Origin of the sequence: Brevibacterium sediminis (assembly GCF_024895295.1) — a bacterium.
Classification (GTDB): domain Bacteria; phylum Actinomycetota; class Actinomycetes; order Actinomycetales; family Brevibacteriaceae; genus Brevibacterium; species Brevibacterium sediminis.
Genome location: NZ_JAHQRN010000006.1, coordinates 132,802 through 158,647 on the forward strand (window position 1 = coordinate 132,802; position 25,846 = coordinate 158,647).

Here is a 25,846-nt window from a genome sequence, read left to right on the forward strand (position 1 = left end):
CTTACTCCCCGGTCCACTCAACCGGGGTCTTGGTGAGGAATCCTTCGACGGCGTTCGCGAAGTCCTGGCTCCCGTAGACCTTTGAGACGACATCCGCATCGTCGACGGGGCCGCCGGCAGCCAGCCGGCGGAGGTTCTCCTTGATCGCCCACTGCGTCAGCGGTGCCCCGGACACGACCCGCTCGACGAGTGCTTCGGCTTCGGCGTCGAGATCCTCGGCGACCGCGGTGAGGAACCCCGAGTCCAGCGCTTCCTGCGCGTCGACCTTCCGAGCGGTGATGAGCATCGACGCCGTCCGCGGTTCACCGAACGCCCGGACCAGCCGGCGCAGGGTGTTCGCCGAGAGTGTGTTGCCCAAGGTGCGGGCGATGGGGACGGAGAACGCCGAGGCGGCCGATCCGATCCGCACGTCCGCGCAGCACGCGATCCCCAGACCTCCGCCCACGCAGTGGCCGTCGATGACGGCGATGACCGGTTTGTCGACCGCGGCCAGAGTCCCGAGCACTTCGTCGATGCGCTGCTCGTACGCGACCCCGTCCTCACCGGTGAACCCGCGGAATTGTGCGATGTCGGTACCGGCCACGAAGGCTCGGCCTCCGGCTCCACGGAGGACGAGGGCGCGCAGCTGCGGGTCCGCGTCGACCTGGACGGCCGCCTCGGCGAGCTTCTGGTACATCTCGAACGTCATCGCGTTGCGCGCCTCGGGACGGTTGAACGTGACGCGCAGGGTGCGTCCGACGACCTCGGTGATCACCTGATCGCTCATGGCCGCACCTCCTCGGTGATGGTGCCGATTCCGGTATCGGCGGTGCCAGCCCCGGACCCGTCCGTCCCGGTACTGCCCGCGAACTCCGCGAGCACCCGGTCGGTGTCCGCACCGAGCGACGGTCCGGCCGGACCGTGGGTCAGCTGCGAACGGGAGAAGCGCATCGGATTGCCCAGCTGCGTCACCTCGCCGAGGCGGGGGTGCTGGGAGGCCCAGAAGAAGTTCCGCTGCCGCAGATGGTCGTCGGTGAAGACCTGCTCGTAGTCGTTGATCGGTGCGGCCGGGACACCCACGCGATTCATCTCCTCGACCACCTCGGCGATGGAGCGGGCGCGCAACCGATCCTCGATGACGGCGATGAGGGCCTCTCGGTTGGCGAACCGGAGTGCTGGCTCGGCATACTTCGGGTGGTGCTCGAGATCGGCGAGGTCGAAGGCCGAGCAGAACCGCGTCCACGTGGCCGGAGTGTTCGCGCCGATGGTGACGAATCCGTCGCCGACCTCGATCGCCTGATACGGTGCCTGCGCCTGATGAGCCGAACCGTTCGGCCGACTCACCGTCCCGGCACCGAAGTACCCGCCGGCCTCCCACACCGCCAGGGATACGGCGGATTCGAAGAGGGAAACGTCGAGATATTGGCCCTGCCCGGACTCGCGCCGCTCATAGAGGGCAGAGACGATGCCGAGCGCGACGTAGAGAGCCGTCGAGAGATCGGAGATCGGCACTCCGACCTTCGCCGGTGGCTGATCGGGGAACCCGGTGATGCTCATCAGCCCCGACCGGGCCTGCGCCATGATGTCGAGGCCGGCCAAGGGAGCCAGCGGCCCGTCCTGACCCCACCCCGAGGCGGAGGCGTAGATGAGATCGGGATGATCCTCGCGCAGATCCTCGTATCCGAAGCCCATCTTCGTCAGCGCCCCGGGTCGCATGTTCTCCACGAGGACATCCGCCTCGGCGAGTAGGGAGTGCAGGCCGGCCCGGCCTGCGTCGGATTTGAGGTCGAGGACGATCGACTCCTTGTTGCGGTTGAGCCGGATGAACGGGCTCGATTCGCCGTCGACGAAGGGCCCCGAGGCGCGCATCGGATCGCCGCCCGGCGGTTCGATCTTGATGACGCGGGCGCCCATATCGGCCAGCTGCATCGTCGCATACGGCCCGGCGATGAACACACCGAGCTCGAGCACGGTCACCCCCGACAGCGGTCCTGGTGCTGAGTCGTCACTCATTGCGTCCTCTCTGATCGGTTGGTCTGCGTCATCACGCTTCGGCGGCTTCGGGCAGGCGGGGGGCGCGGGCCGAATGCCCGGGCTTCGACGCCTCGCCGGTGAGCAGCTGCGGAAGCGTCATGCCGTTCACGTTCGCGAGGTCCGCCGCCTGAGTGCGGCAGGAGAACCCGTCGGCCAGGTAGATCGAATCCGCCGGCGCATCCCGCAGGGCCGGCAGCAGAGCGTTCTCGGCCACCGCCATCGAAGTCTCGTAATGGCCGGCTTCCATACCGAAGTTCCCGGCCAGACCACAGCAGCCGGCAAGTTCGCGCACCGTCGCGCCGGTCCGCTCGAGGAGCGCCCGGTCTGCGGCGAAGCCCATGACCGAATGCTGGTGGCAGTGCGGTTGGACGACGACGGTGCGTCCCGTGAGATCGGGGACGTCGAGCTCCGCGTCGACGAGGACCTCGGCCAGCGTCGAGGTGGCGGCCGCGATCCGGCGAGCCCGTTCGTCATCGGGGAACAGATCGCCGAGGTCGCTGCGCAGCACCGCGGTGCAGCTCGGTTCGATGCCGACGATCGGAATGCCCTTCCGGGCGTAGGGATCGAGGATCTCCATCGTCGATTCGAGCTTCCGCTTCGCTGCGTCGAGCTGACCCGTGGAGATGAGCGTGAGCCCGCAGCAGGCCTGCTGCTGCGGCAGGAGGATCTCGAAACCGGCCGCTTCCAGCAGGTCGACGGCCGTCCTGGCCCCGGCATCGGAGAGGTATTCGGTGAACGAATCCGCCCACAGCAGGACCTGTTTCTTCGCGGTCTGTGAGGTGCTCACGTATTCGTCGGCGACGAGGGCGTCCCGATCCGCAGCTGAGGCACCGCGCGCCTCGGCGGGGGAGATGCGGGACTTCGCCCAGCGGGAGAACCGGCGATCGTTGAACCGGACCATCTTCCGGCGGGGGTCCATCCCGCCGCCGGTCAGGACGAGCTTAGCCAGGGGACGGAACCCCAGCGCCGCGTTCGCCAAAGCACTGACCCCGGGCACCGCCGTGAGCAGGCGGCCCCAGGTGGGCAGCCAGCCGAGCGAATAGTGCGCGAGGGGACGGAGCTTCCCACGGTAGGTGCGGTGGAGCACCTCTGACTTGTACTGGGCCATATCGACCCCGGCCGGGCAGTCGGACGAACAGGCCTTGCAGCTCAGACACAGGTCGAGGGACTCGGCCACCTCGGCGCTGTCGAATGCGTTGATCAGGCCTCCGTTGGTCACCTCCTGGAGGACCCGGGCGCGACCGCGGGTGGAGTCCTTCTCATCCTTCGTCGCCAGATACGACGGGCACATGAACCCGCCGGACCCGGAGGTGTCGGCACGGCATTTGCCGACGCCCACACAGCGGTGGACGGCGTTCGTGAAGCTGCCTTTGTCATGCGCGAAAGCGAAGCCGCCGGCCGTGCCGATCGAGATCGACTGCGGCCTGCGCAGGTCGGAGATGATCGGCAGCGGGTCGACGATGATGCCCGGATTGAGCAGGTTGTCCGGGTCGAAGAGCCGCTTGACCTCGCCGAGGGCGGCGATCGCCTCGTCCGAGTGCTGAAGGCTGAGGAGTTCGGACCTGGCTCGCCCATCGCCGTGCTCGCCGGAGGCGGATCCGCCGTATTTCGTGACGAGTCGCCCGGCCTCCATGACGAAGTCGTGGAAGACCTCGATGCCGTCGGGGCGGTCGAAGGGGAAGTCCGTGCGCATGTGCACGCAGCCGTCACCGAAATGACCGTAGGGCAGACCGCGGATTCCGTAGGAGGCCATCAGATCGTCCTGGTCCCGCAGGTAGTCGCCGAGCACCTCGGGCGGGACTGCGGCGTCCTCCCATCCGGTCCAGGCGGGGTCGCCGTCTTCGGTGCGTCCGGCCAGTCCGCCGGCATCGGCGCGGATGCCCCACAGGGTGCTCGCCTCTTTTCCGGCGGGCAGGATGCGGAAGTGATCGGTGCCGGCATCGGCGGCGATGATCTGGGCGTTCGCGACCGCTTCGTCCGCGGTGGCGCCGGCGACCTCGATGAGCAGCCAGCCCTTGCCCGCCGGCAGTTCGGGCACGGCGTCCTTGCCCTTGTGATTGCGGACCATGTCCATGAGCCGCGAGTCGATGCCTTCGACGGCGAGCGGACCGTGGGGCAGCACCCGGGGGACGGCATCGGCGGCTTCAAACATGTCCGGGTAGCCGAGGACGAGCACCGTGGGTGAGTTCGGAAGATCGCCGAGGCTGACGACCGCCTCGGTGATCGTCGACAGTGTGCCTTCGCTGCCGACGAGGAACTTCGCGAGGCTCGGGCCGTTCTCCGGGAGCAGATGCTCCATCGCATACGCCGAGGCCTGGCGGCTGAACCGGCCGAACTCGGTGCGGATGACTCCGAGGTGACGGCCGGCCACCTCGGCGAGCCCGGGAATGGGATCGAGCCCAGCGCCGGCGAGGAACGAACAGCCGGTGCCGTCGATGGCCGTCATCTCGACGATGTTGTCGACGGTGCGCCCTGCTGAGATCGCGTGCGGTCCACAGGAGTTGTTGCCGATCATGCCCGCGATCGTCGCCCGGTTCTTCGTCGAGGGATCAGGGCCGAAGGTCAGCCCGTGCGGTTTCCCGGTCTTCTGCAGCTCGCTCATGAGCACACCTGGTTCGACCCGGGCGGTCTTCGCCACCGGGTCGATGTCGAGGATGTGGTTGAGGTGGCGGGAGAAGTCGATGACGATCCCGGTTCCGATCGAGTTGCCGGCCTGTGAGGTGCCGCCGCCGCGGGAGGTGATGGGCACCCGATGCGACCTGGCCACATCGAGGATCGAGACGACGTCGGCCGTGGACTTCGGGAAGGCCACGACCTGTGGGACCACTCGGTAATTCGACGCGTCGACGGCATATTCGGCCAGCCGGCGGGGCGAGGTGTCTACGGTGCCTGCGATGCTGCGGGTGAGATCGGTGACGACGTCGGTGACGTCCGTGTTCGTGTCAGCAGTCGTGTCAGCGCTCATGATGAGCTCAGCTCTCGCGGAGGATGTCGAGGGCGGCTCCGAGGCCGGCCGGGTCGATCTTCACTCCCGCCAGCTGCAATCCCATCTGGACGCCCGCGAGCGTTCCGGCGAGGGTGAGATCGTTGAGATCGCCGAGGTGGCCGATCCGGAAGACCGTCCCCTGGAGTTTGGACAGGCCCGCCCCCAGAGACATGTCGAAGCGGTCGAGGATGAGCTTTCTCAACTCGTCGGCGTCGTGCCCGTCGGGCATGACGACGGCGGTGAGCACGGGGGAGTATTCGCTCTCGTTCGTGCACAGCACTTCCAAGCCCCAGGCTTCGACCGCGGCTCTGGTCGCTTCGCCGAAGCGGATGTGTCGGGCGAAGACGTTGTCGAGGCCTTCCTCGTTGAGCAGCCGCAGGGATTCCTTGAGGCCGTAGAGGATATTCGTGTTCGGGGTGTAGGGAGTCATCCCGTTTCTGCCGGCGGCGAGCATCTCCGTCCAGTTCCAGACGGACTTCGGCAGGGTCGAGGATTCGTGGGCCTCCAAGGCCTTGTCGCTCACAGCATTGAAGGACAGTCCCGGTGGGAGCATGAGGCCCTTCTGCGAACCGGAGACGGTGACATCGACGCGCCACTCGTCGTGACGGTAGTCGACGGAACCGAGTGAGGAGATCGTGTCGACCATGAACAGGGCCGGGTGGTCTGCGGCGTCGATGGCCTCGCGGATCTCGGGGATGCGGCTCGTGACGCCGGTCGAGGTCTCGTTGTGGACGACGCATACGGCTTTGAAGCGATGATCGGTGTCGGCGGCGAGGGCCTCACCGATCTTCTGCGGATCGGCGCCGGTGCGCCAGTCGCCGGCGATGACTGTGGGTTTGAGTCCCCATTTCTCGGCCATCGTCTTCCACAGTGAAGAGAAATGCCCGGTTTCGAAACAGAGGATCTCATCGCCGGGGTTGAGGGTGTTGACCAGTGCGGCTTCCCAGGCTCCGGTTCCCGTGGCCGGGTAGATGACGACCTGGTTCGAGGTGCCGAAGACGTCGGCCATGCCTGTGAGCACATGGCTGAAGAGTTCTTTGAATGCCGGTCCGCGATGGTCGATCGTGGGCATGGAGATGGCGTGGAGAACGCTGTCCGGAACATTGCTGGGTCCCGGGATCTGAAGGAAATGCCGTCCGCTGATTGTCATTGAAGAATCCTCTCTGATTCCACGATGCGGTACATCACTTTCATTTGACGCTACCACAATGGTTTCGAGAGAAAAATGCCTTTTCCAGGATTCGGAACGGAGATTTGTGGCATTCTGCTCGCCGGTCGAGTTGAGCCTTTTCTGCCCGGTTCGGATTGCGGTATTCCATTTTCGCTGAGCTTCTGACGTGGAGTTCTGTACTGTTCTGTGCCGAAAGGATTTCTTTGAAAACCACGGGTTGGTATACATGCTCCTGTTATTCGGGAAAGTGAAGTCGAGGTCTTGACGGTTCGGAATTCCTCGGGGCAGACTTTCATAAAGTAGCAGCAAGATTTCCACATCGTGGAATGTCGGTTGCGGCAATGGGGTCGTTTCCGACTGATTAACACATCGCATAGGAGCGAATTGTGTCTTTGGAAATTGCTTCGATACTCGTCCTGGTGGCTCTGTTCGTCATCGCCACCTTTGTTTCGGTCCATATGGGTGCGCTCGCGCTCATGGCGACCTTCCTGTTCGGAACCTTTGTCCTGGGAGAGGACGTCGACACTCTGCTGTCTGGCTTCCCCGCGGATCTGTTCCTCATCCTCGTCGGCGTGACCTATCTCTTCGCCTTGGCGAAGGACAACGGGACGGTCGACTGGATCGTCCATATACTCGTCAAAGCTGTCGGCGGCCGAATAGCGCTGATTCCATGGGTGTTCTTCGTCGTCACGGCGCTTCTCTCCGGCTTCGGCTCGGTGGTGCCGGCAGCCATCGCGATCATCGCGCCGATGGGGATGGGTTTCTCTCGTCGGTACGGCATTCGGCCGTTGCTCATGGGGCTGATGGTCATCAACGGTGCGACTGCGGGTGGATTCTCGCCGTTGAGCATCTTCGGCACGATCACCAACCAGGTCGTCGAGCGCAATGACCTGCCGGGCAGCCCTCTGCTGCTCTTCCTTGCCTCCTTCGTCTTCAACGTCGTCCTCGGCTTCGTCTGCTTCTTCCTCTTCGGCGGGCGGGAGCTGCTGGGCAAGCGCGACCTCGGACATGGGCTCGAGGACAAGGACGGGGAACTGGTCAACGTCGGAACCTCCGGCGAGGGCGACGGCACCGATTCCGGCAGCGGCACCGGTGGCAGCGGCAGCTCGGGTACGTCCGGCTCAAGCGGTGCCGGGGTGGGCGGTTCTGGCAGCGGATCGGGCGGCTCGCCCGCGCCGTATCACGACCCCGAGCGGAGGGCGGCTCGACGATCGGTCCAGACGACGATGGTCAAAGACACCGACGAGGATGTCGAAGTCACCACTCTCGATCTCAACCGCATCGTCACACTTGTCGGACTCATCGTTCTCGCGGTCATGGTCGTGCCCCCGCTTAATCAGGACGTCGGCTTCACTGCGATCAGCATCGCCGTGATCATTTCGTTCTTCTCTCCCCGCATCAGCAAGGGCGCGGTGAGCAAGATCGCGTGGCCGACCGTCCTCCTCATCTGCGGCATCGTCACCTATGTCGAACTCATGGAGCGTCTGGGCACGATCGATTGGCTCGGCGGGCAGGTCGCTGGCATGGGAGCTCCGCTGTTCGCGGCCCTGATCATCTGTTTCATCGGCGCAGTCGTCTCTGCATTCGCGTCGACGACGGGCATCCTCGGCGCTCTCATTCCCTTGGCGGTGCCGTTCCTGCTCACGGGCAGCGTGGGCGAGATCGGGCTGATCATTGCTCTGGCGATCTCGTCCTCGGTGGTCGATTCCTCGCCGTTCTCCACCTCGGGGGCGCTTGTCGTCGCGAACTCGCCAGAAGATCAGCGGGACAGGGTGTTCAAGCAGCTCATGGTGTGGGGCTTCTCGATGGTCGTCATCGCACCGATCGTCACTTGGCTGATCTTCGTCGTTCCCGGGTGGGGGTGAGCGGAGCTCTAGGCCTAAGCTGTCGGCCGTTCTATTCGCGAATCACCTGCGAGTCTCATTGAGTTCCACATAGGCGAGGTGCTGAACGGCCGAGTAGCAGACGATCCTGCCTTTATGGTTCTTGATCTTCCGCAGAATGCCCGCTTCGGCGAGCTCCACCAGGGCTTGGCCGCCCCGGCAAATGACAGGATCAACATATCCAGATCAGCACGAGCGGACGAATATTTACTTTAGGGCCTCTAAAGTAAATATTCTCGTGGGATCTGTGAGGTTAGCCGGAGACCTTACCCCTCGAACAGCCCCTTGATGTCCGCAACCGTGACGGTCTTGCTGAAGGCCTGACCGTCCGGGCCGCGGCCCTCATAGTTGCCGGAGTCGGACATGAGCTCGTCGAAGAGTTCGGCCTTGCGCTTCTGCAGGGCGAGCACCTTCTCCTCGATCGTGCCCTCGGCGACATAGCGGTAGACCATGACGCTCTTCGTCTGCCCGATCCGATGAGCCCGGTCGATCGCCTGATTCTCCGAGGCGGGATTCCACCATGGGTCCATGAGGAAGACGTAGTCCGCCTCGGTGAGGTTGAGCCCGAACCCGCCGGCCTTGAGGCTGATGAGGAACACCGGCGCCTCACCCGACCGAAACGCATCGACGACCGCCCCGCGATTGCGCGTCGACCCGTCGAGGACGACATAGGGAATCCCGCGAGCGTCGAGCTCCGCGGCAACATTGGCCAGGAACGACGTGAACTGGCTGAACACGATCGACCGGTGGCCCTCGGCGATGACATCGTCGAGCCGTTCCAGGAGCGCCGCCAACTTCGACGACGGCACCTCAGCATGTTCGGCATCGACGATCGACGGATCGAGCGCAAGCATCCGCAGCAGCGTGAGCGACCGGAAGACGATGAACCGCTGCTTGTCGTACTCGCTGTCGATGAAGCCGAGGATCTTCTTCCGCTCCTTCTGCAGAATCCGATCGTAGAGTCTGCGGTGCGCAGCATTGAGCTCGACCGAGATGACCTGTTCCTGCTTCTCCGGCAGGTCTGCGGCCACGAGATCCTTCGTCCGCCGCATCATGAACGGTCGGATCCGCCGCTGCAGACGCTGCATCCGTCCCGGATTCTCACCCGACTCGATCGGACGCACGTACTCTTCCTCGAACCGGTGAGGACTCGGGAACAGTCCGGGTGCCGTGATCGAAAACAGCGACCACACGTCCTTGAGCGAGTTCTCCAGAGGAGTGCCCGTCAGCGCCAAGCGGAACGGTGCCCGCACTTCCTTCGCCGCCAGGTGCGTCTGTGCGGTGGAGTTCTTCACGAACTGCGCCTCGTCGAGGATGAGGCCCGCCCACTCCATTCGCGAGATCGGAGTCTCCTCCAACCGGAGCATCGCATACGACATGACGATGACATCGGCACTGCGAGCCACCTCGGCGAGGGAGACCCCACGTGCCCGCGTCGATTCGGCCACGACACGAACATCGAGGTCAGGGGTGAAGGAGGCCGCCTCCTTCACCCAATTCGGGACCACCGAGGTCGGGGCGACGACGAGGAAGGGCGGGAGCGTCGCTACGTCGTCATCGAGGGATCGGTCGGCCGCCTCGGCGAGGAATTCCTGGCCACCGGCAAGGAATTCAGCCTTCGCGTGCTTGATGAGCGCGAGCGTCTGCAGGGTTTTGCCCAGGCCCATGTCGTCGGCGAGGATCCCGCCGAGGCGGCACCGGTAAAGCAGTGCCAACCACCGGAATCCCTGCACCTGATACGGGCGCAGCTTCGCACCGTTCAGGTCGGGGACCTCGGTCGCAGGCAGGTGTTCGAGGTCGGCCAATGCGCGCACGGAATCACGCCAGGTCACGGCCGGTTCAGACTCGTCGGCGAGGTCCTCGAAATCCGACCACAGACCCACGTGCATGCGGGAGATCTTCGGCGCTCCGGGCTCCCATTCGGGGATGAGGTCCGCCTCGGCGAGGAGGGCCTTGAGCTTGTCGAAGATCGGCTTGTTGAGCGACAGGAACGAATCGTCAGACAGCTTGATCTTCTTCGTCCCGGCGGCCAACGCCTTGTACAGCTTGACGAAGGGGACCGGGCGGCCGTCGATGCTGATCTGGAAGCCGAGGTCGAACCAGTCGTTCTTCTCCGACTCGACCGAGGTGATCTTCACGTTCGGCTCCCCGCCGAGTTCCCGGTACGGCTGCTTCTTCCCGCGCGTGATGACCTTGACGTGCTCGATCTCCTCGAGCCCGGGCAGGACGTTGACGACGAAATCCGCGGTGTCGGCGTCGTCGAGTTCGACATCCTTGATGCCCGGCAGGGTGGAGCCGGTTTCGTGGGTGTCGGCGAGGAGTTTGTCGACCTCGGTGACGACGGCATCTTCGAAGTCGAGTTCGCGTTGCCCCGCATATTCCCTCGCCGAGGCGGCGCTGAGCTTCGCCCGATCGATGACGGGGAAGGTGCGGCGGGGTCCCTGGTACTCCCAGTACCAGCTTAAGGAAAGTTTGTCGCCGGCGCCGAAGGCGGCGAAGACGACAAGGCGGGGGCGCCCGTACTGGGGGAAGGCGACGGTGGCGTCGCTGCTGATGACTTCAGCGCTGGAGCGCAGCTGCGGGTAGTACTCCTCGAAGAACTCTTCGGCCTCGGTCTCTGGGATCGTGATCGGTCCGGGGGACTGGAGCACGGGAAGTGCGGATTCCTTCGTCGGTGTCTCCGCGGGGGCCAAGGTGACGGTGAAACCGCTGGTGACGTCGACGCCGAAGAAGCCGTGCGTCCAGATCGGTTTGATCAGACCGGGAGCATACTCGCGTTCGTCGATGGTCGCCCGCGTCTGCACCTGCAGGCGGTTCTGGCTGCGGCGGATGTCGATGGCGGCGCGGGCGGTGTGCCCGATGCGGACGGTCATATCCGGATTGATGCCGACGAATTCGATGCCGAGCTTCTTCCCCTGCGTGAAGTGATCCCACAGCAGGGGAGTGCGGAAATCGCCGAGGTGGTACGGCGCCCCGTCTGGCGTGAAATCCGTCTTCCCGCGGGTGCGCAGTCCCGCGAGCTGGGTGAACCATTCCTGGTGGGCCGGGTCGATGTCGAACTGCCGGGCCATGCGGTCGATGGTGCGCCAGGTCAGGGACTTCTTCACCCAGTTGCCGGACTCGCTGAGCATGAGCGGGCGGATCGCGAGGCTCGGATTCGCGCCCGGGGTGACGTCGTCCTTGTTGAGGAGGACGGAGTGCTGGGCTTCGAACCATGAGCGGGGGATGACCTGGACGAGCTCGAATCCCAAGGCCACGGGCGTGTGTGAGTGCGGAGCCGCCTCGGCGAGTGGGGCGAAGGCATCACGCCAATCGGCGGGGATGGCGGCACCGGTCGTGGCGGCGGACGGTCGGGTCTCAGGCACGATGCCATCTTCTCATTGGACGGTGACATGGGGTGACGGAGCGGTGTCAGGGGCGGGGTCATCGGCAACGTCGGGGCGTTGTTGTCTCGTTGCTCACCTTCGCCGGGAATTCATTGCCGACGATACGGGGCGGGGGTACGGTCGGAAGTGAACGGTCGATCGGAACATTCCGGCTCCGACCGACCTCGAGTCGAAGGAGTGTGCAGTGATGAAAGCAGTCCGTTATTACGGCAAAGAGGATCTGCGAGTCGAGGAGATCGACGAGCCCCAGACCCGCCCGGGAACCGTGAAGATCGCCCCCGCTTACAACGGAATCTGCGGCAGTGACCTTCATCTGTACCATGATGGTCCGATTCCGCCCGCCCCCACCACCGAGGATGCCCATCCGCTGTCGGGAGAGACCCTCCCCGTGGTGCTCGGCCACGAATTCTCAGGTGTCGTCGAAGAGTTGGGCGAAGGAGTCGAAGGTCTGTCGGTCGGTGACTCGGTGGTCGTCGAACCGCTGATGGTCGACGGCACGTGCCCGGCGTGCCAGCGCGGTGCGTACAACCTCTGCGAGCAGATGGGCTTCATCGGCATCTCCGGCCTCGGCGGCGGTCTGAGCGAGCACATCGTCGTCGAATCCCGGTGGGTCCACCCGGTGGGTGATATGCCGCTGGACCAGGCGGCGATGATCGAACCACTCGCTGTGGCACTCCACGGAGTCAAGCAGACGACGGCCGCCGAGGGACAGGTCGGAGTCGTCGGCGGAGCGGGACCGATCGGCCTCCTCGTCGCCGCCGTACTCAAGGCCAAGGGACTGAAGACGATCATCAGCGAGGTCTCGCAGATCCGTCGCGAGAAGGCGCAGAGCTCAGGCGTCGCCGATGTCGTCGTCGACCCGACGAGCGAAGACCTCAAGGCGATCGTGTCGGAGCAGACCTCGGATGCTATGGCCGACGTCGCATTCGACGCCGCTGGTGCCGCCCCCGTCGTCGGACAGCTGCTCGACGTGCTCGGCGCCACCGGTCGCCTGCAGGTCATCGCCATCCATGGCAAACCGGTCGAGGTCGATCTCACCGGCCAACTGATGATGCAGGATCGGACCCTCGGTGCCAGCGTCGGCTATGCCGATGACCACGCCGAGGCGATCGAACTCGTCCGTTCGGGCAAGGTCGATCTGGCTCCGTTCATCACCTCGAAGATCCTCGCCGACGATATCGTCAGCGACGGATTCGAGCGCCTGACGAAGAGCCTCGACGAGGTGAAGATCCTCGTCTCGATGAGTTGAGTCAGAAACTCTCGATTAGCCGAGACAGTCACATCGGGACGCGCACCGAAACGGTGCGCGTCCCTTGGCTGTACCTCCGAGGCTCGGTCTCAGCGGCGGTGTCAGGAGCGAGCGGTACAGTCGCCCCATGAATGAGAACAAAGAGGTTCACAGGCAGTTCTTCGACACCTATACCCGTGCGCTCATCGATCGGGACGCCGCAGCAATCGCCGATCATTACGCGGTTCCGGCGCTCATCGAGTTCCCGGGGCAGCGGATCCTCGTCACCGAGGCGGCGCAGACGGAGAGCTTCTTCGCGAGCGCTTTCGGACAGTACTCGGGCGTCACCGAGGTGAACGCCGAGGTCACGGTGGCGGCATCGACCGACCACAGCATCTGGGCCGACGTCACGTGGAAATATCAGGGAGGTGCCCCCGACGAGCGGAACATGTATCAGCTGGTGCGTACCGAAGACGGCTGGAAAATCGCGGTGCTCACGCCGTTGGAGCTCGGATGACGGGTGAGGCGGAAGACGCTGGATTTCCTGAGCTGCTCCACACCGTCATCGATACGACCGAGCCGAGGATGCTCGCGGAGTTCTATCGACGGCTGCTCGGCTACGTCTATCGCCCGGGAGACGAACCGACCGACGGTCGCAGTTCAGGGACGAGTGCCGAGCCCGAGGTCCCCGACTGGCTGGTGCTCACTGATGCGAGTGGGAACCGGAAGCTCGCTTTTCAGCGGGTTGATCGCCTCGAACCGACGACGTGGCCGGCAACGGACATCCCCATGCAGATGCACCTCGACCTCACGGTGCCGAACCGGACCATGCTGGAACGACAGCTGCAGCGTGCCGAAGACCTGGGTGCCGAACTGCGCGTCGATCGTACCGACGATGAGGACGAACCGCTGTATGTCTTCACCGATCCCTCCGGCCATCCGTTCTGCATATTCGTCGCATGAGCGAGAACAGCGACAATGATGACGAGCGTTGGCTGATCGTCAAAGGACGCCGGTGGCGACGAACCGACCCAGCACTGGAACCGAGCGTGATCGAGGAACTCAAGAGCCGCCTCGGCGCCGCGAGGAACGCCGTCAAGCAGGCGAAGAAGCGGGGCGATGGAAAAGATCTCGCGGAGGCGAGACGGAGGGTGGATGTCGCGAAGCACGGCCTCGGCGAACGCGGTGAATATTGGTGGGAGATGTCGCTCGAAGACCGTCGTCGGCGCGCGGAGACGGCCCTGAACGAACTGCGCTGAGCTCGAACAGGGCCGTCAGGGTGCTGTCAGGCGTGAGGAACCCGCGTCTGCGCGCTGCTGCGCGGCGTTAGACTCCGGACACCGCTGCTGCCAGATTGCCGAGGGACGATTCGAGGTCCTCTTCGCTGACGGCCGGGAAGTCGACCTGCTTGAGCACCTCCTTGTCGGTGACCGCGCTCCAGTCATAGGTCACGGAGACCTCGGTCGAGTCATGGCTGTGGGACGTGAGTTCCCAGACCCACTCCCAGCCCGGTGGCTCCTCACCGGCTGGTGCCGTCTTCCAGGCGAGAAGCTTGTTCTCCTCATAGCCGATGACGTGGTTGTCGGTCTTGTAGTCGCCGCCCATCTTGTCCCAGTGCATATTCATCGAGAACTTCTGACCGACCTCGGTGATGCGATCGGTCTTGTCATCCGACTGGACCATTCCCGAGCCGTCGATCTCGGCATGACGCTCTGGATTGGAGAGGACGTGGAAGATGTCCTCTACGGGGGCATCGATCGTGCGGGAAGCGCTGATGCTCGTCTCACTCATGCTTGTCACCTTTCGTCAGATGGTGGCTGGAGTACGGGTCGGTCGACCCGTCCCTGACGGCCACGCTATACGCTCGATCCAAGTGACGGGAGGGGGTGCGCAATCAATCACAGCAAATGCGGTCACTCTTCCGGATACTCGTTGAGGAATGCAGAATAGCCGACAGAGGTACGTGCCATCCGCGTCTCCGGGGCTCGGACCGTCAACCATCAACACGAGAACACAGAAGAGCACAGCATGAATCGAGAAGTCGCCCAGGACATCACCGACGCCGTCGACAACGCGTTCGATCGTCAGCTTGAGTTCACCGGTGATCTGATCCGCTGTCCTTCTGTCCGCGGCAGTGAGGCGGCGATCCAGGACCGCATGGAGCAGGAATTCGCCGACAGGGGACTGGAGACCGACCGCTGGCGCATCGACGAAGAGGACATCGAGGATCACGTGGGCTTCGGACCGATGACTGTGCCCTACGACGAAGACTTCAACATCGTAGGCAGCTATCGGCCGGCAGTCTCGCAAGGCCGATCCCTGATCCTGCAAGGTCATGTGGATGTCGTTCCGACCGGACCCTTGGAGAATTGGACTACTCCGCCCTTCGAGCCTCGAGTCGAGGACGGCTGGCTCTACGGACGTGGCGCCGGGGACATGAAAGCCGGACTCGCTGCCAACCTCTTCGCCTTCGACGCGATCACCGCTGCCGGATTCTCTCCTGCAGCCCCGATCCATCTCCAATCCGTGGTGGAGGAAGAGAGCACCGGCAACGGAGCGCTTTCGGCACTTCTGCGCGGCTACACCGGCGACGCCGTGCTCATCCCGGAACCAGAAGAGAACGCTCTGGTGCGAACCAACGTCGGAGTCATCTGGTTCACCGTTCGTGTCGAGGGGAAACCGAGTCATGTCCGGGAGATGAGCAAGGGCTTCAACGCCTTCGACGCGACAAATGACGTGATCGCCGACCTGCGCACACTCGAGGCGGATTGGAATGGCCAGAAGGACCGGTACCCGGGCTTCGAGGATGTCGATCATCCCATCAACTTCAACGTCGGAGAGATCTCAGGTGGAGACTGGCCCTCCAGCGTCCCGTCATGGTGTGAGATCTCCGTCCGCGCCGCCATCTATCCGGGGATCGACCCGGAACAGGCGTGGGAAGAGATCCAGGAGCACGTCCGGCACGCGAGCATCGCCCGGCGCGGTCAGGACAGTCGCCTGCCACGCCTGGAGCGAACCGGCTTCTTCGCCGCAGGATATCGACTCGACGAAGGCGGAGAAGCCGAGGCCGTCCTCGGCTCGGCCCACCGGGATGTGTTCGGCCAGCCCCTGCGGTCGTTCTCCACGCCGGGCTACCTCGACGGCCGGGTGTACACGAACTATGGATCGATGCCGACTCTGACCTATGGTCCCCGATCCCTCGACATCCATGCCTTCGACGAGCGCGTCCACATCGAGTCCGTCCGCAACATCACGAAGACCATCGCTCTCTTCATCGCCGAGTGGTGCGGGCTGAAGCCGCTGAAATAGTCACTTTGGCGTTCCGCAGGGACTGCCGGCCCAGCACCCGTTCGAAACGATGCGTCAGCCGATCTGGTCAGCGAGGTCCTCGAAATCCTCGGCAATGACGTCCCAGTCGCCCGTGGGTTCGAGATCGATGGTCTGATCGGGTCCATGCTCGGTGGGGCGCCGAACGAAAGCCGTGTTGAGACCGAGGGGCTGCGCCGCGGCGAGATCGCTGTTGTGCGCAGCGACCATGGCGACTTGCTGCGGTTCGAGACCGAGGATGTCGGCGGTCCGCAGGTACGCACCCGGGGAGGGCTTATAGGCTCCCGCCACCTCGGCGCCGAGGATCGCATCCCAGGAAAGACCAGCACGTTTGGCGACGTCGAGAGCCAACCGGATGTTCGCATTCGACAGTGGAGCGATGATGAACTGCTCCTTCAAACGGGTCAAACCTGCGACCGCATCCGGCCACGGATCGAGCCGATGCCACGCAAGATTGGTCTCGTCGAGGACCGGCGCGGGAATCGAGTTCGGATCGACGCCGAGACCTCTGAGCACGTGCTCGAGATTCTCCCGGTGGAGCACATCCAAACGAACGAACTCTCGGTCACCGTTGCGCACCCGCTCCATCGACGGCTGATATTCGGCCCGCCAAGCGTCGGCGAACTCAAGCGGAACGAGATCGGGAACATGGTCGCGCAAGTGCACGGCCACCTCGGCGGCTACACTGCTGCGCCAGTCGACGACGGTGCCGAACATGTCGAAGACGAGGGCCTTGATCGAATCGAATCCTGCTCTCATGGTTACACGGTGGTCCGCGCACATCAGACCGTCCACGTCGGTTCTCCCGCACACCATGTCAGTCCGTCCGCTTAGACTGAGCGGTGTTGGGAGTCGACGAGGACCTCATCGACACTGAACTACACGGCATCGGCGGAAGGACCTGACCGTGGGATGGAGCACGAGCGAATTGGCGCGGCTGACCGGCACCACGGTCAACACGATTCGGCATTATCATAAGCTCGGGCTGCTCACCGAGCCCGAACGGATGAGCAACGGATACAAACAGTACGGGGCTTCCCACCTGCTGCGGCTCCATCAGATCCGGCGGATGCGCGAACTCGGGATCCCGTTGTCGGATATCGGTTCGGTCGACGACGATCACGAACAGCAGCAACTCGTCCTCAAGCAGCTTGAGGTCGATCTCGGCGAGCAGATCGCGGCCCTGGAAAAAGCACGCACCGAGGTGTCCCAGCTCCTCGAACACGGAGCGCCGATCGATACTGCTTCAGGCTTCATCGACATCGCCGCCCGGATGTCGAATTCCGATCGCGCACTGATGAACATCTATTCGACCCTGTATGAGGAATCGGCTCTCGCGGAGATGCGGTCCATCATGTCCGAGACCACACCGTACGACCAGGAAGTCGATGAGCTCGCCGAGGATGCCGACGACGCCACCCGCGAACGCTTGGCAGAGCAGATCGCTCCGAGCATGAAGCGACAGCTCGAAGCGAAACCCTGGCTCCTCGCGCCGACCGAGCGGATGACCGGGGACGTGAAGATGGGGCAGGCTGCGATCATCGGCTCGCTCAGAGAGCTCTACAACGATGCACAGATCGACGTCATCCAGCGTGCCTTCATCTCTGTCTTCCCGACTCTCGAGATTCCGGACGAAGATCGCAAGCGATTCATTGCTTTCATCAAGCACGTTGCCGCGGAGGAAGAAGGCTGAGGCAGGGGACTGAGGCGGAGGAAGAGGAGTGAGGTCGGGAGCTGAGGGAGAGAGCTGAAGACAGTGACTAGGGAAGATAGCTGAGGATTCGCTGGGTTCGACGATGAGGGCTTGACCCTGTTCTGAGAACACAGTCTGTACTGAACGTATCAACCATCAGATCCGGTTCATCCGGGCCGGGATCTGTCGATCACGTTCAGGAGGACACCATGAATCCCATCATCGAGTTCTTCCAAGGTCTCGCCGCTCAGGTTCCCGACCTGCTTCAGCCGTTCATCATCGCCGCTGCCGGAGCGATCCCCTTCATCGAGGGTGAGATCTCCTCGATCATCGGTGTGTGGGCCGGAATGAACCCCGTACTCGCCGGAATCGCCGGTGCCATCGGAAACTTCATCTGCGTCACCGTCATCGTGCTCCTCGGAGCCCGGGCCCGCCGCGCCGTCGTGAATCGTCAGAGCGAAAAGCGAGAACTCGCGGCCGTGGGAGTCGGCGCAGGTGTCGGCTCCGGAGCGGTTGATGGCGCTGCGCCCGAGGCAGCTGCCACGCGGAATGGATCCGCCGACGTTCTCTCTCCGGATCCAGCGGCCGACGGCAATGCCGGCGACATGGCGACGGAGGGCCACCTCGGTGAGGGTGGGAAGCCCGAGTCCAAGGGGCGGGTCAAGTTCAAGAAGTTCCTCACTCGGTTCGGCGTCCCCGGTGCGAGCCTGCTCGGACCGCTGGCGATTCCCACCCAGATCACCTCGACGATCCTCGTCAGTGCTGGTGTGAAGACCTCGTGGATCCTGCTGTGGCAGGGCATCGCGATCATTGCCTGGACAACCCTGACCACGCTCATCGCCACCGGATCGCTCGCCCTGCTGGCCGGCTGAGGCCTCAGAGCACGCGGCCGCCGCCTGTGAACATCCGGCCCCGCAGGTGCCGCCCTCACCAACCCACAGCCCACGGACCTCGTCGCCGCAAGAAGAAAGGACGAATCATGCGCTCGCTGTATCGCCACCGGCTGGTCCTCACCCTCACTGGCCCGATCCTCATCGCTCTGGGACTGCCGCTGATCGTCCCGTTCGCCGCGACCCTGCTGGGCGAGACGATGCAGCTGCAGATGCGATTGAGTCTGCCCGAATCGCTACTCGCGACCTTGGGCATTCTCGTCGCGTGGTTCGTCATCTCGCGGACGATCGACGTCGTCCTCAGCGGAAGCGACATCGGTGGCAAGATGACCGGGCGTCTGGTGTCGGCGGGTGCGTCGGTGCTCGTGCTCGGCGGAGGCTACCTGCTGATCACCGGTTCGATCCCATTGGCCGCGATCACTGCGGTCGTGATCAGCGGTCTGTTCTTCGCGTTGAATACGATGCTCGATGTTCGGGCGAAACGACCAGCATGAATCAGACAACCCAGCTGACCGTGCCCAAGTACTTCTCTCCGGGGCGAACCGCTTCGCACTCCGCTGTGACGATCCGCTTGACAAAGGGGGCATGGGCAGCGGCCTTAGCCAGGACGATCTTCTCGCAGACGGCGCGAGTCTTGTGATACGTGTAGCTGAACTTCACCACATCAGCGTGAGCGGCGGTGCCACCGAAGACGCTCGCCGTGGCCAGAATCAGAGAGGCTGCTCCGATTCCAAGGACTCGTTTCATCTGCATCGTCTTCTCCACTTCTCAGGGTCAGCATTCTCTGTGTGCGGCTACCGTCTGTGGCCGCACGATCGACACTATTTGCGGTTGCGTGAGTCGGAGACGATTGCGTGTACCGAGGTTGAAACCTGATGTTCCCCACTTGAAACGTACAATGGACTGGATGTCTGATACCGGGAGAACCCACACCTCGTCGCTGGCCGTGCTCGGTGCGCTGTTGTTCGTCACCGCCCGCAGCCTCGATTCCACCGGCGCGCCGGGGATCCCCGCGAGCGCCGACCCTGCCAAGCTCAGCCCCACCGACCGAGAGACCCTCGCCGAGGTGGAGTCCGCACTGACCGTCCAACTCGAGAACTCAGGGACGTCGGTGACGTCCACTCTCGCCGAGGTGGCTGCGGCGGTTGCGTACGTCCGCGGCCGGGCGGAGGTCCCAAGTCTGACCGCGAGCCGGTACGACCGGCTGCGCAAGACGGTGCTCGACGGCCTCGGAGCGACCTCGGCGCAGGGGGCGACCATCTGGCCGCCGACCAGTCAGACCGCGGTGCAGAGGTTCGGGTCCTGGAACGAAGCGCTCAAAGCTGCGGGCCTGGCGACGAACAAGATCGGTCGAGCCAAGGGGCAGTTGCGCTTCGACGCGGATGCCTACGACAAGGCGATTGCCGAATTCCTCGCCGACTGCGAATCACGCGGGACCGCCGCGACCTACAAGGCTTACACCGAATACGCCGCCGAGCATAAGGGCGAGGTGCCCTCGGCCGCGGCCGTCCGGAAGTTCTACGGAAGCTGGAATTCAGCGCTCGCCGCGGTTGAGTGAGGTGCGGATCAGCGGCCGTGCATCTTCCCGCCGACCGCTCACGCTACGCTATGCGAGGTCGACGGTAACTTGAGTGCTCGGTGGCCCAACACTCCCGGCATCACCGGCCAGCGGCGAAAGCCTCCAGCCGGTCGCACGCGGTGTTGATGGTCTCGTCCGACACCGCGAATGTCAGCCGCAGGTAGCCTTCGCCGGCCGGTCCGAAGGCCGAACCTGGAATCGTCGCGAGATTGTGCTGCTCGAGCAGCTGGGTCGCCAGCTCCCAGGAGTCTAGCCCCCACTCGGACACGTTCACCCAGGCATAGAACGTCGCCGCCGGGCGCAGCAGACTCAAGCCCTCGATGGCGTTGATGCGCTCGACCATGAGCTCACGCCGCCTGGCATACGAGGCGACCATCTCCTCGACCGCGGTCTGCGGTCCCTCGATTGCGGCGACCGCTGCCTCCTGGACGAACCCGGGCAGACTCGAGGTCAGGCCCTCCTGCAGCAATGCCATCGGCGCGATGAAATCTTGCGAACCGATGACGAAGCCGCACCGCCAGCCGGTCATGGCATAGGTCTTCGAGAAGCTGCCGATGGCCAGGAACCGATCGAACTCAGCCCCCACCTCGGCGCTGGATGGCTTCACCTCGGCGATGGAGGTGAAGACGGCATCGTCGAAGACCATCTCGTCATAGACCTCATCGGAGATGACGGTGAACTCATGCTCATCGGCCAGCGCAGCGATCTGCTCGAGGTCGGCCCGATCCATGACCGAGCCCAAAGGGTTCGACGGACTGTTGATGATCACGGCCGCGGTCCTGTCCGTGATAGCGGCGCGGACATCCTCGGCGCGGAGCTTGAAATCGTTGTCCTCGGTGACAGGAACGGACACGGCAACCCCGCCGAGGCGGTGCACCTGACCCAGGTAATTGGGGAAGCTCGGGTCGGGGATGATGACCTCGTCGCCGGGTGAGACCGTGACGTCGAGGGCGAAGGTGAGCGCCTCCATCGCGCCGAAGGAGACCATGACGTTCTCAGGCGCGATGCTGCGATTCCACCGAGCCGAGTACTTCCCGGCGATCGCCTGCCGCAGTTCGGGGATGCCCGCGTTGGCGACGTAGCGGGTGTTGTCGTTCTCGATCGCGCGGATGCCGGCGGCCTTGATGTGCTCCGGAGTGGTGAAGTCCGGTTCGCCGACGGTGAGCTTCACAGCATCGGGGAAGTCGAGGGCGAGGTTGAACATCTTGCGGATGCTCGACGCCGGGTAAGAAGCGGCCATGGGGGAGATGCGGCTGTGCGAACTCGTCATGGCCTCAGTCTGCCTCTTCCACGAACCGGACGACAGGGGTGGGCCACAGCGTAAGACTGGGCATCGGGTTCGGGACGAGTGCGTCAGCTGGGCGGTCTTACTCGTGCCTGTCAGTCCCCGCCCCGCCTACTCGTGCAACCCGGCCAAGCGGGATCCGAATCGGGCGAGCAGGCTTGTCTTCTTCGCCCCGGTCGCTGACTCCCACGCATCGGCGAGGCCGAAGATCTTGTACATCGACCGGATGCCCAACCACCGAATCGGTTCGGGCTCCCACTGCCCGGAGAAGTGGTCGTTCCACGGCAGCGCTGTAAGCGGACTCGATGCCCCGGCAGCCCGATCGAGCAGGGTCTTCGCCGCCAGATGAGTAGCCGTCACCCCGTGTCCGGCATAGCCGCGGGCCACTCCGATGCGCTGTGTCGGGTCGAAGAAGATGCCGGCGCACCAGTCTCTGGTCACCCCGAGCGCACCGCGCCAGGCATGCGCAACCTCGAACTCGAGGTCCGGGAAGAGCGAGGACAGGCGCCCGGCCAAGAGGTCGACCACCTCGGCGGGGACCTCACCGTCACCGGGCAGACCCGACCGGAAAGCATAGGGCGCCCCACGGCCGCCGAGCGCGATCCGGCCATCGGCCGTGCGCTGGGCATAGATGAACGTGTGCGCCGTGTCGCCGAGGCATTCGCGCCCCTCCCAGCCGATCGACGCCCACGCGTCGTCCGACAGCGGCTCGGTTGCGATCATCGACGAGAACACCGGGATGACCTGCCGTCCCTGCAGGCCCGGCAGGTCGCCGCCGACCGTGTCCGAATACCCCTCGAGACACACGAAGATCGTGTCCGCGCGCACCGGCCCGCGGTCCGTGGCGACCGAATTTTTTCGGATATGTCTCGCCGAGGTGGCCTCACAGATGGTTACGCCCTGTTCCCTGAGCATGTGGCCGAGCCCCCGGGTGAGCAGTGCAGGATCGATGGCGGCGGTACCGGGGAAGTAGAGACTGCCGAGCGCCCCGTCGACATTGATGCGGGCGCGAGTCGCCTCGGCGTCGAGGAACTGCATATCCTCTGGCCCGTATCCGAACTGCTCATTGCCGGCCTCAAGATCGCGCAGCCGGGACAGGCCGGCCTCCGTTTGAGCGATGTCGATATGGCCGCCGCGCACTTGGTGGGCATCGATGCTTTCAGCTTTGCAGACGTCGAGGACCTCGTCGATGGAGTCGAAGAGTGCGGACTGAAAGGCGCTGACGCTGGCCACGCCGTCGAGACCTGCCGAGCCGACCGGTCCGGAGGGATCGTCCTTCCGGGCACGGTCGACCGCCTCGGCGAACTTGGTGCGATTGCCCGGCAGCAGGGTAGAGAGCCATCCGCCGTTGCGGCCGGAGGCGCCGTAGCCGATGTGGCGGGCCTCGATGATGGTGATCGCCCAATCGGGGTGGGCCTGCCGGGCGTAATAGGCCGACCACAGGCCGGTCAGTCCGCCGCCGACGATGACGAGATCTTGTTTCTCGCGCGGCAGCGGTGCGGGGTCGACGTCGTCGGCGGGGGAGGCCGCCAGCCAGTGCGAGGCTTCACCATTGAAGTAGGACACGGATCATCTCCTGAATTCGAGGCGGACCATGTGGTCGCCTACGAAAACAGTTCTATCTCACGCTCAAGGTGAAGTAAATAGTTGCGCCGATTTGTATTGATTGCTGAAACGATCTCGACAGCCTACTGATTTCTTCGTCAGGGCGGCACTTGGGTGACTGTACTGATTACACTGTTCGCATGAGCGCAATGGAGCCGATCAATACCCGCGAATTTCCACTCAGCCACGAACCGATCGAGGACTGGCAGATCATTCCGGCCGCCTCGGCGGGAGGGCCCGACGCGGTTGGGTCGGTGGGGCTGGAAGGGGCGACATCCTCGGCGGGGGAGGTGTCTGTGACGACGGGATTCGCCGAACTCGGCACCATCGGCGGCGCCGATTTCGGGCTGTGGGAGATGAACGCCGGAGCGATGCGCGATATCGAAGGCGACGAGGTCTTCCTCGTCATCTCCGGGACCGGGCGCATCGAATTCGACGAACCCCGCCGTGACCCCATCGAACTAGTGCCGGGATCGCTGGTTCGCCTCGCTGATGGGATGAAGACGCGCTGGTATATCGACGGAACGCCGCTGCGGAAGCTGTTCATCGCGCCCGGCGAAGGGTGAGTTCCACGCTCGGGTGGGCAGGGGGCAGCGGGTAACGGATTACGACGCCGAGGGAGTCGGGAAAACGTCATGGGCGCGGGTCCTCTTCGTTGAGTAGTGTCGAAGACAGCCCGCTCGGACGAAAGGGATCGACGATGATCGACGTGGCACACCCGCGCGACCTCGTCATGATCGGCGCGATCTTCGGGCTCGCCGCGTTCATCTGGTCAGGCTGGGCACAGGAAGCGCCGCCCAGAGCGCGGGTCTGGCGGCTCGTGCTCGCCGGGATCGGAGTCGCGGGCCTCGCACTCGCAGTGCCGAGCATTCTCACCGCCATCGGCAACTGGTCGGAATCCAGCGCCTTCACCACTGGGACCTCCGCATTCACGCTCTACCTCATCGTGTTCTGGGCCGAGGTCATCATCGCCGCGGTGGTGAGCTTCTTCCTCATCCGCACCGGCCAGACCGAGAACATCGCTCCGCTCATCCTCGCGATCGTCGGAATCCACTTCTTCGCGCTCGCCGTCGTCTTCGGCCAGCCCGTCCTTCACATGGCGGGGCTGCTGCTGACCATTGTCGCGGTGGTCGCGTTCATCCTGCCGCGCGAGACCGCGGCGCCGAGTTTCTGGTGCGGCATCCTCGGAGCTCCGGTGTTCCTCGGCATCGGCCTGTGGTGCCTGCTCGCCGGGCGCAGCGCGCTCGCCGTCGGATGAATCTCGGACATCGCTGACAATCCCTGGTCAGGTGCTCTATCGTGAGTGAACCGGTGCGCACCGTGCCCCGGGACGGTTCCGTCCCACCTTGCGCAGCACCCACGGGCACCTCAGCACCGACACCTCAGTATTGCCCCGAAGAGATGGACCCCGAAGAAGGAGTCGACGATGAAGACTGCTCGCCGTTTGGACAACCTCGGCACCGAGACCGCTTTCCGCGTGGCCCAGGCCGCCGCCGAATGGAAGGCGAAGGGCAACGAGGTCTTCCCGTTCCACCTCGGCGATCTCAATTTCCCCTTGGCCGGGCATATCGTCGACGCAATGGAGCAGGCGATCCGCGACGGCAAGACCGGCTACTGCCCGGGACCGGGGATCCCCGAACTGCGGGAGGCGCTTGCCGATGACCTCGGCTCGCGACGAGGAATGATGATCGACCCCGCCGAGGTGGTCGTGACCACCGGAGGCAAGCCCGTGATCACGAAATTCCTCCAAGCCGTGATGAACCCAGGTGAAGGCGTGCTCTACCCGAATCCGGGCTTCCCGATCTACGAATCCCAGATCGAATATCTCGGCGGTACGGCCCTGCCCTACCGATATGTTCCGACCTCCGACGGTTTCGCCATCGACCTCGACCACCTGCGGGCATCGATCGACGAGAACACCACCGCCATCATCTACAACGACCTGCAGAACCCGATCTCCGCAGAGTCGACTCCGGGCGAGCGTGAGGCCATCGCCGCGATCGCGCAGGAATTCGACCTGTGGGTGCTCTCCGACGAGGCGTACTTCGAGATGCGCTACAAGGGGAAGTCGCAGTCGATCGCCGCGCTGCCGGGAATGCGGGAGCGCACCGTCATCCTCTACACGTTCTCGAAGAAGTACGCGATGACCGGTTCACGGCTCGGCTGTGCGGTCGCCCCGAAGGAGGTCGCCGAGGCGATCTCGCTGATGAACACCAACGACGAATCCTGCACGAACCAGTACGTGCAGTGGGCAGGGATCGCTGCGTTGCGCGGACCGCAGGGGCCGGTCGGCCAGATGCTGGAGGTGCTGCGCAAGAGACGTGATGCCACCTGTCGGCTCATCAACGAGATTCCCGGCATGTCCGTGGCGACGCCGGGCTCGACGTTCTACGTCTTCCCCGACGTCACCGAGGCGATGGAGACGAAGGGAATCGCGACTCTGGCGGACTTCACCACCGAGGCGCTGCACGCCACGGGTGTCTCATTCTGCACTCGCGAGCACTTCGGGTCGCCGCAGCCCGGTGAGGACCGGTCGTACATTCGACTGGCCTATTCGGGCATCGACGAAACCGCGATCACAACCGGTCTCGGCCGCCTCAAGGAGTGGATCGAGGCGGGGCGGTAGTCCGTGCGGCGGGGTTGCTTGCGGTGGTACCGGGCTGCGGCGCCGTCGCGACCACGGCTCTGTCCGGACTGCGGCGCCGTGCGGACCGCGGCGCCGTCCCGGCCACGGCTCTGTTCGGGCCGCGGTGCCGTGCCGACCGGAACTCAACGCGGACCACGGTGCAGTGCCGACCAC

At 64.4% G+C, this 25,846-nt stretch carries 23 protein-coding genes; 13 read left to right on the top strand and 10 right to left on the bottom strand.

The features are described from left to right. Position 1 precedes the first annotated feature (1 nt). Genes KTJ89_RS14800 through KTJ89_RS14815 form a run of 4 tightly spaced genes read right to left on the bottom strand, consistent with a single transcriptional unit; the run spans position 2 to position 6,149 of the window. Positions 2 to 766 carry an enoyl-CoA hydratase gene (locus tag KTJ89_RS14800; protein WP_259358267.1) on the bottom strand — a complete coding sequence of 255 codons (765 nt, stop codon included), beginning with the start codon at positions 764 to 766 and terminating at the stop codon, positions 2 to 4. Then, on the bottom strand, positions 763 to 1,992 hold the full coding sequence (locus KTJ89_RS14805) for a CaiB/BaiF CoA transferase family protein (RefSeq protein ID WP_259358268.1): 1,230 nt from the start codon (positions 1,990 to 1,992) through the stop codon (positions 763 to 765). Before KTJ89_RS14805 ends, KTJ89_RS14800 begins: the two co-directional genes overlap by 4 nt. A 31-nt stretch (positions 1,993 to 2,023) precedes the next feature. Next, on the bottom strand, positions 2,024 to 4,978 hold the full coding sequence (locus KTJ89_RS14810) for an FAD-binding and (Fe-S)-binding domain-containing protein (RefSeq protein ID WP_259358269.1): 2,955 nt from the start codon (positions 4,976 to 4,978) through the stop codon (positions 2,024 to 2,026). Between the two features lie 7 nt (positions 4,979 to 4,985). Next, positions 4,986 to 6,149 (bottom strand): pyridoxal-phosphate-dependent aminotransferase family protein, encoded by a 1,164-nt coding sequence (locus tag KTJ89_RS14815; RefSeq protein WP_259358270.1) that lies wholly within the window; start codon positions 6,147 to 6,149, stop codon positions 4,986 to 4,988. Between the two features lie 407 nt (positions 6,150 to 6,556). Here KTJ89_RS14815 and KTJ89_RS14820 point away from each other — a divergent pair, with 407 nt between their 5' ends. Then, positions 6,557 to 8,035 (top strand): SLC13 family permease, encoded by a 1,479-nt coding sequence (locus KTJ89_RS14820; RefSeq protein WP_259358271.1) that lies wholly within the window; start codon positions 6,557 to 6,559, stop codon positions 8,033 to 8,035. A gap of 284 nt (positions 8,036 to 8,319) precedes the next feature. Here KTJ89_RS14820 and KTJ89_RS14825 read toward each other — a convergent pair whose 3' ends face one another. Continuing rightward, complete coding sequence (locus KTJ89_RS14825; RefSeq protein ID WP_259358272.1) at positions 8,320 to 11,418, bottom strand: DEAD/DEAH box helicase; 3,099 nt, start codon at positions 11,416 to 11,418, stop codon at positions 8,320 to 8,322. A gap of 208 nt (positions 11,419 to 11,626) precedes the next feature. On the opposite strand from KTJ89_RS14825, the gene KTJ89_RS14830 reads away from it, so the two are divergent. The 4 genes from KTJ89_RS14830 to KTJ89_RS14845 all read left to right on the top strand — a co-directional run bounded on the left by KTJ89_RS14830 (position 11,627) and on the right by KTJ89_RS14845 (position 13,926). After that, positions 11,627 to 12,688: an alcohol dehydrogenase catalytic domain-containing protein gene (locus KTJ89_RS14830; protein WP_259358273.1), complete on the top strand. Its 1,062-nt coding sequence runs from the start codon at positions 11,627 to 11,629 to the stop codon at positions 12,686 to 12,688. A 127-nt stretch (positions 12,689 to 12,815) separates the two neighbouring features. Beyond that, positions 12,816 to 13,184, top strand: coding sequence for a DUF6841 family protein (locus tag KTJ89_RS14835; RefSeq protein ID WP_259358274.1), 369 nt, complete (start codon positions 12,816 to 12,818; stop codon positions 13,182 to 13,184). Beyond that, positions 13,181 to 13,630, top strand: coding sequence for a VOC family protein (locus KTJ89_RS14840; RefSeq protein ID WP_139469484.1), 450 nt, complete (start codon positions 13,181 to 13,183; stop codon positions 13,628 to 13,630). Before KTJ89_RS14835 ends, KTJ89_RS14840 begins: the two co-directional genes overlap by 4 nt. Beyond that, complete coding sequence (locus KTJ89_RS14845) at positions 13,627 to 13,926, top strand: biopolymer transporter Tol (RefSeq protein WP_259358275.1); 300 nt, start codon at positions 13,627 to 13,629, stop codon at positions 13,924 to 13,926. Before KTJ89_RS14840 ends, KTJ89_RS14845 begins: the two co-directional genes overlap by 4 nt. 67 nt (positions 13,927 to 13,993) lie before the next feature. On the opposite strand, the gene KTJ89_RS14850 is transcribed toward KTJ89_RS14845, so the two are convergent. Beyond that, complete coding sequence (locus tag KTJ89_RS14850; protein ID WP_259358276.1) at positions 13,994 to 14,458, bottom strand: SRPBCC family protein; 465 nt, start codon at positions 14,456 to 14,458, stop codon at positions 13,994 to 13,996. Between the two features lie 237 nt (positions 14,459 to 14,695). Between KTJ89_RS14850 and KTJ89_RS14855 the strand changes: the two genes are divergently transcribed. Beyond that, positions 14,696 to 15,976: an ArgE/DapE family deacylase gene (locus KTJ89_RS14855; protein WP_259358277.1), complete on the top strand. Its 1,281-nt coding sequence runs from the start codon at positions 14,696 to 14,698 to the stop codon at positions 15,974 to 15,976. Positions 15,977 to 16,030: 54 nt separating this feature from the next. On the opposite strand, the gene KTJ89_RS14860 is transcribed toward KTJ89_RS14855, so the two are convergent. Then, positions 16,031 to 16,753 carry a haloacid dehalogenase type II gene (locus KTJ89_RS14860; protein WP_259358278.1) on the bottom strand — a complete coding sequence of 241 codons (723 nt, stop codon included), beginning with the start codon at positions 16,751 to 16,753 and terminating at the stop codon, positions 16,031 to 16,033. Between the two features lie 148 nt (positions 16,754 to 16,901). Between KTJ89_RS14860 and KTJ89_RS14865 the strand changes: the two genes are divergently transcribed. From KTJ89_RS14865 to KTJ89_RS14875, 3 genes are all read left to right on the top strand, one after another. Then, positions 16,902 to 17,687 (top strand): helix-turn-helix domain-containing protein, encoded by a 786-nt coding sequence (locus KTJ89_RS14865; RefSeq protein ID WP_259358279.1) that lies wholly within the window; start codon positions 16,902 to 16,904, stop codon positions 17,685 to 17,687. Positions 17,688 to 17,896: 209 nt separating this feature from the next. Beyond that, entirely contained in the window at positions 17,897 to 18,559 is a 663-nt protein-coding gene (locus KTJ89_RS14870) for a small multidrug efflux protein (protein ID WP_259358280.1), read from the top strand. A gap of 107 nt (positions 18,560 to 18,666) precedes the next feature. Continuing rightward, on the top strand, positions 18,667 to 19,071 hold the full coding sequence (locus KTJ89_RS14875) for a hypothetical protein (protein WP_259358281.1): 405 nt from the start codon (positions 18,667 to 18,669) through the stop codon (positions 19,069 to 19,071). 1 nt (position 19,072) lies between these two features. On the opposite strand, the gene KTJ89_RS14880 is transcribed toward KTJ89_RS14875, so the two are convergent. Beyond that, positions 19,073 to 19,324, bottom strand: a complete 252-nt coding sequence (locus KTJ89_RS14880) for a hypothetical protein (protein WP_139469476.1) — start codon at positions 19,322 to 19,324, stop codon at positions 19,073 to 19,075. Positions 19,325 to 19,484: 160 nt separating this feature from the next. Here KTJ89_RS14880 and KTJ89_RS14885 point away from each other — a divergent pair, with 160 nt between their 5' ends. Beyond that, positions 19,485 to 20,135, top strand: a complete 651-nt coding sequence (locus KTJ89_RS14885; RefSeq protein WP_259358282.1) for a homing endonuclease associated repeat-containing protein — start codon at positions 19,485 to 19,487, stop codon at positions 20,133 to 20,135. A gap of 100 nt (positions 20,136 to 20,235) precedes the next feature. Here KTJ89_RS14885 and KTJ89_RS14890 read toward each other — a convergent pair whose 3' ends face one another. Beyond that, positions 20,236 to 21,426, bottom strand: a complete 1,191-nt coding sequence (locus tag KTJ89_RS14890) for a pyridoxal phosphate-dependent aminotransferase (RefSeq protein ID WP_259358283.1) — start codon at positions 21,424 to 21,426, stop codon at positions 20,236 to 20,238. 126 nt (positions 21,427 to 21,552) lie between these two features. Continuing rightward, positions 21,553 to 23,007 carry an NAD(P)/FAD-dependent oxidoreductase gene (locus tag KTJ89_RS14895; protein WP_259358284.1) on the bottom strand — a complete coding sequence of 485 codons (1,455 nt, stop codon included), beginning with the start codon at positions 23,005 to 23,007 and terminating at the stop codon, positions 21,553 to 21,555. Between the two features lie 179 nt (positions 23,008 to 23,186). On the opposite strand from KTJ89_RS14895, the gene KTJ89_RS14900 reads away from it, so the two are divergent. From KTJ89_RS14900 to KTJ89_RS14910, 3 genes are all read left to right on the top strand, one after another. Next, a complete protein-coding gene (locus KTJ89_RS14900; protein ID WP_259358285.1) occupies positions 23,187 to 23,612 on the top strand; it encodes a cupin domain-containing protein in 426 nt (141 codons plus the stop codon). 134 nt (positions 23,613 to 23,746) lie between these two features. After that, positions 23,747 to 24,304: a hypothetical protein gene (locus KTJ89_RS14905; protein ID WP_259358286.1), complete on the top strand. Its 558-nt coding sequence runs from the start codon at positions 23,747 to 23,749 to the stop codon at positions 24,302 to 24,304. A gap of 168 nt (positions 24,305 to 24,472) precedes the next feature. Next, the gene (locus KTJ89_RS14910; protein WP_259358287.1) at positions 24,473 to 25,672 is read left to right on the top strand and encodes a pyridoxal phosphate-dependent aminotransferase; all 1,200 of its coding nucleotides are present in this window, start codon (positions 24,473 to 24,475) and stop codon (positions 25,670 to 25,672) included. Positions 25,673 to 25,846 lie beyond the last annotated feature (174 nt).

Excerpts from the sequence above, each read along its gene's own strand:
- KTJ89_RS14905 (WP_259358286.1), top strand. The coding sequence starts at position 23,747 with ATGATCGACGTGGCACACCCGCGCGACCTCGTCATGATCGGCGCGATC.
- KTJ89_RS14855 (WP_259358277.1), top strand. The coding sequence starts at position 14,696 with ATGAATCGAGAAGTCGCCCAGGACATCACCGACGCCGTCGACAACGCG.
- KTJ89_RS14800 (WP_259358267.1), bottom strand. The coding sequence starts at position 766 with ATGAGCGATCAGGTGATCACCGAGGTCGTCGGACGCACCCTGCGCGTC.
- KTJ89_RS14900 (WP_259358285.1), top strand. The coding sequence starts at position 23,187 with ATGAGCGCAATGGAGCCGATCAATACCCGCGAATTTCCACTCAGCCAC.
- KTJ89_RS14870 (WP_259358280.1), top strand. The coding sequence starts at position 17,897 with ATGAATCCCATCATCGAGTTCTTCCAAGGTCTCGCCGCTCAGGTTCCC.
- KTJ89_RS14835 (WP_259358274.1), top strand. The coding sequence starts at position 12,816 with ATGAATGAGAACAAAGAGGTTCACAGGCAGTTCTTCGACACCTATACC.
- KTJ89_RS14840 (WP_139469484.1), top strand. The coding sequence starts at position 13,181 with ATGACGGGTGAGGCGGAAGACGCTGGATTTCCTGAGCTGCTCCACACC.
- KTJ89_RS14875 (WP_259358281.1), top strand. The coding sequence starts at position 18,667 with ATGCGCTCGCTGTATCGCCACCGGCTGGTCCTCACCCTCACTGGCCCG.
- KTJ89_RS14805 (WP_259358268.1), bottom strand. The coding sequence starts at position 1,992 with ATGAGTGACGACTCAGCACCAGGACCGCTGTCGGGGGTGACCGTGCTC.
- KTJ89_RS14890 (WP_259358283.1), bottom strand. The coding sequence starts at position 21,426 with ATGACGAGTTCGCACAGCCGCATCTCCCCCATGGCCGCTTCTTACCCG.
- KTJ89_RS14885 (WP_259358282.1), top strand. The coding sequence starts at position 19,485 with ATGTCTGATACCGGGAGAACCCACACCTCGTCGCTGGCCGTGCTCGGT.
- KTJ89_RS14845 (WP_259358275.1), top strand. The coding sequence starts at position 13,627 with ATGAGCGAGAACAGCGACAATGATGACGAGCGTTGGCTGATCGTCAAA.
- KTJ89_RS14910 (WP_259358287.1), top strand. The coding sequence starts at position 24,473 with ATGAAGACTGCTCGCCGTTTGGACAACCTCGGCACCGAGACCGCTTTC.
- KTJ89_RS14830 (WP_259358273.1), top strand. The coding sequence starts at position 11,627 with ATGAAAGCAGTCCGTTATTACGGCAAAGAGGATCTGCGAGTCGAGGAG.
- KTJ89_RS14810 (WP_259358269.1), bottom strand. The coding sequence starts at position 4,978 with ATGAGCGCTGACACGACTGCTGACACGAACACGGACGTCACCGACGTC.
- KTJ89_RS14880 (WP_139469476.1), bottom strand. The coding sequence starts at position 19,324 with ATGAAACGAGTCCTTGGAATCGGAGCAGCCTCTCTGATTCTGGCCACG.
- KTJ89_RS14850 (WP_259358276.1), bottom strand. The coding sequence starts at position 14,458 with ATGAGTGAGACGAGCATCAGCGCTTCCCGCACGATCGATGCCCCCGTA.
- KTJ89_RS14815 (WP_259358270.1), bottom strand. The coding sequence starts at position 6,149 with ATGACAATCAGCGGACGGCATTTCCTTCAGATCCCGGGACCCAGCAAT.
- KTJ89_RS14860 (WP_259358278.1), bottom strand. The coding sequence starts at position 16,753 with ATGAGAGCAGGATTCGATTCGATCAAGGCCCTCGTCTTCGACATGTTC.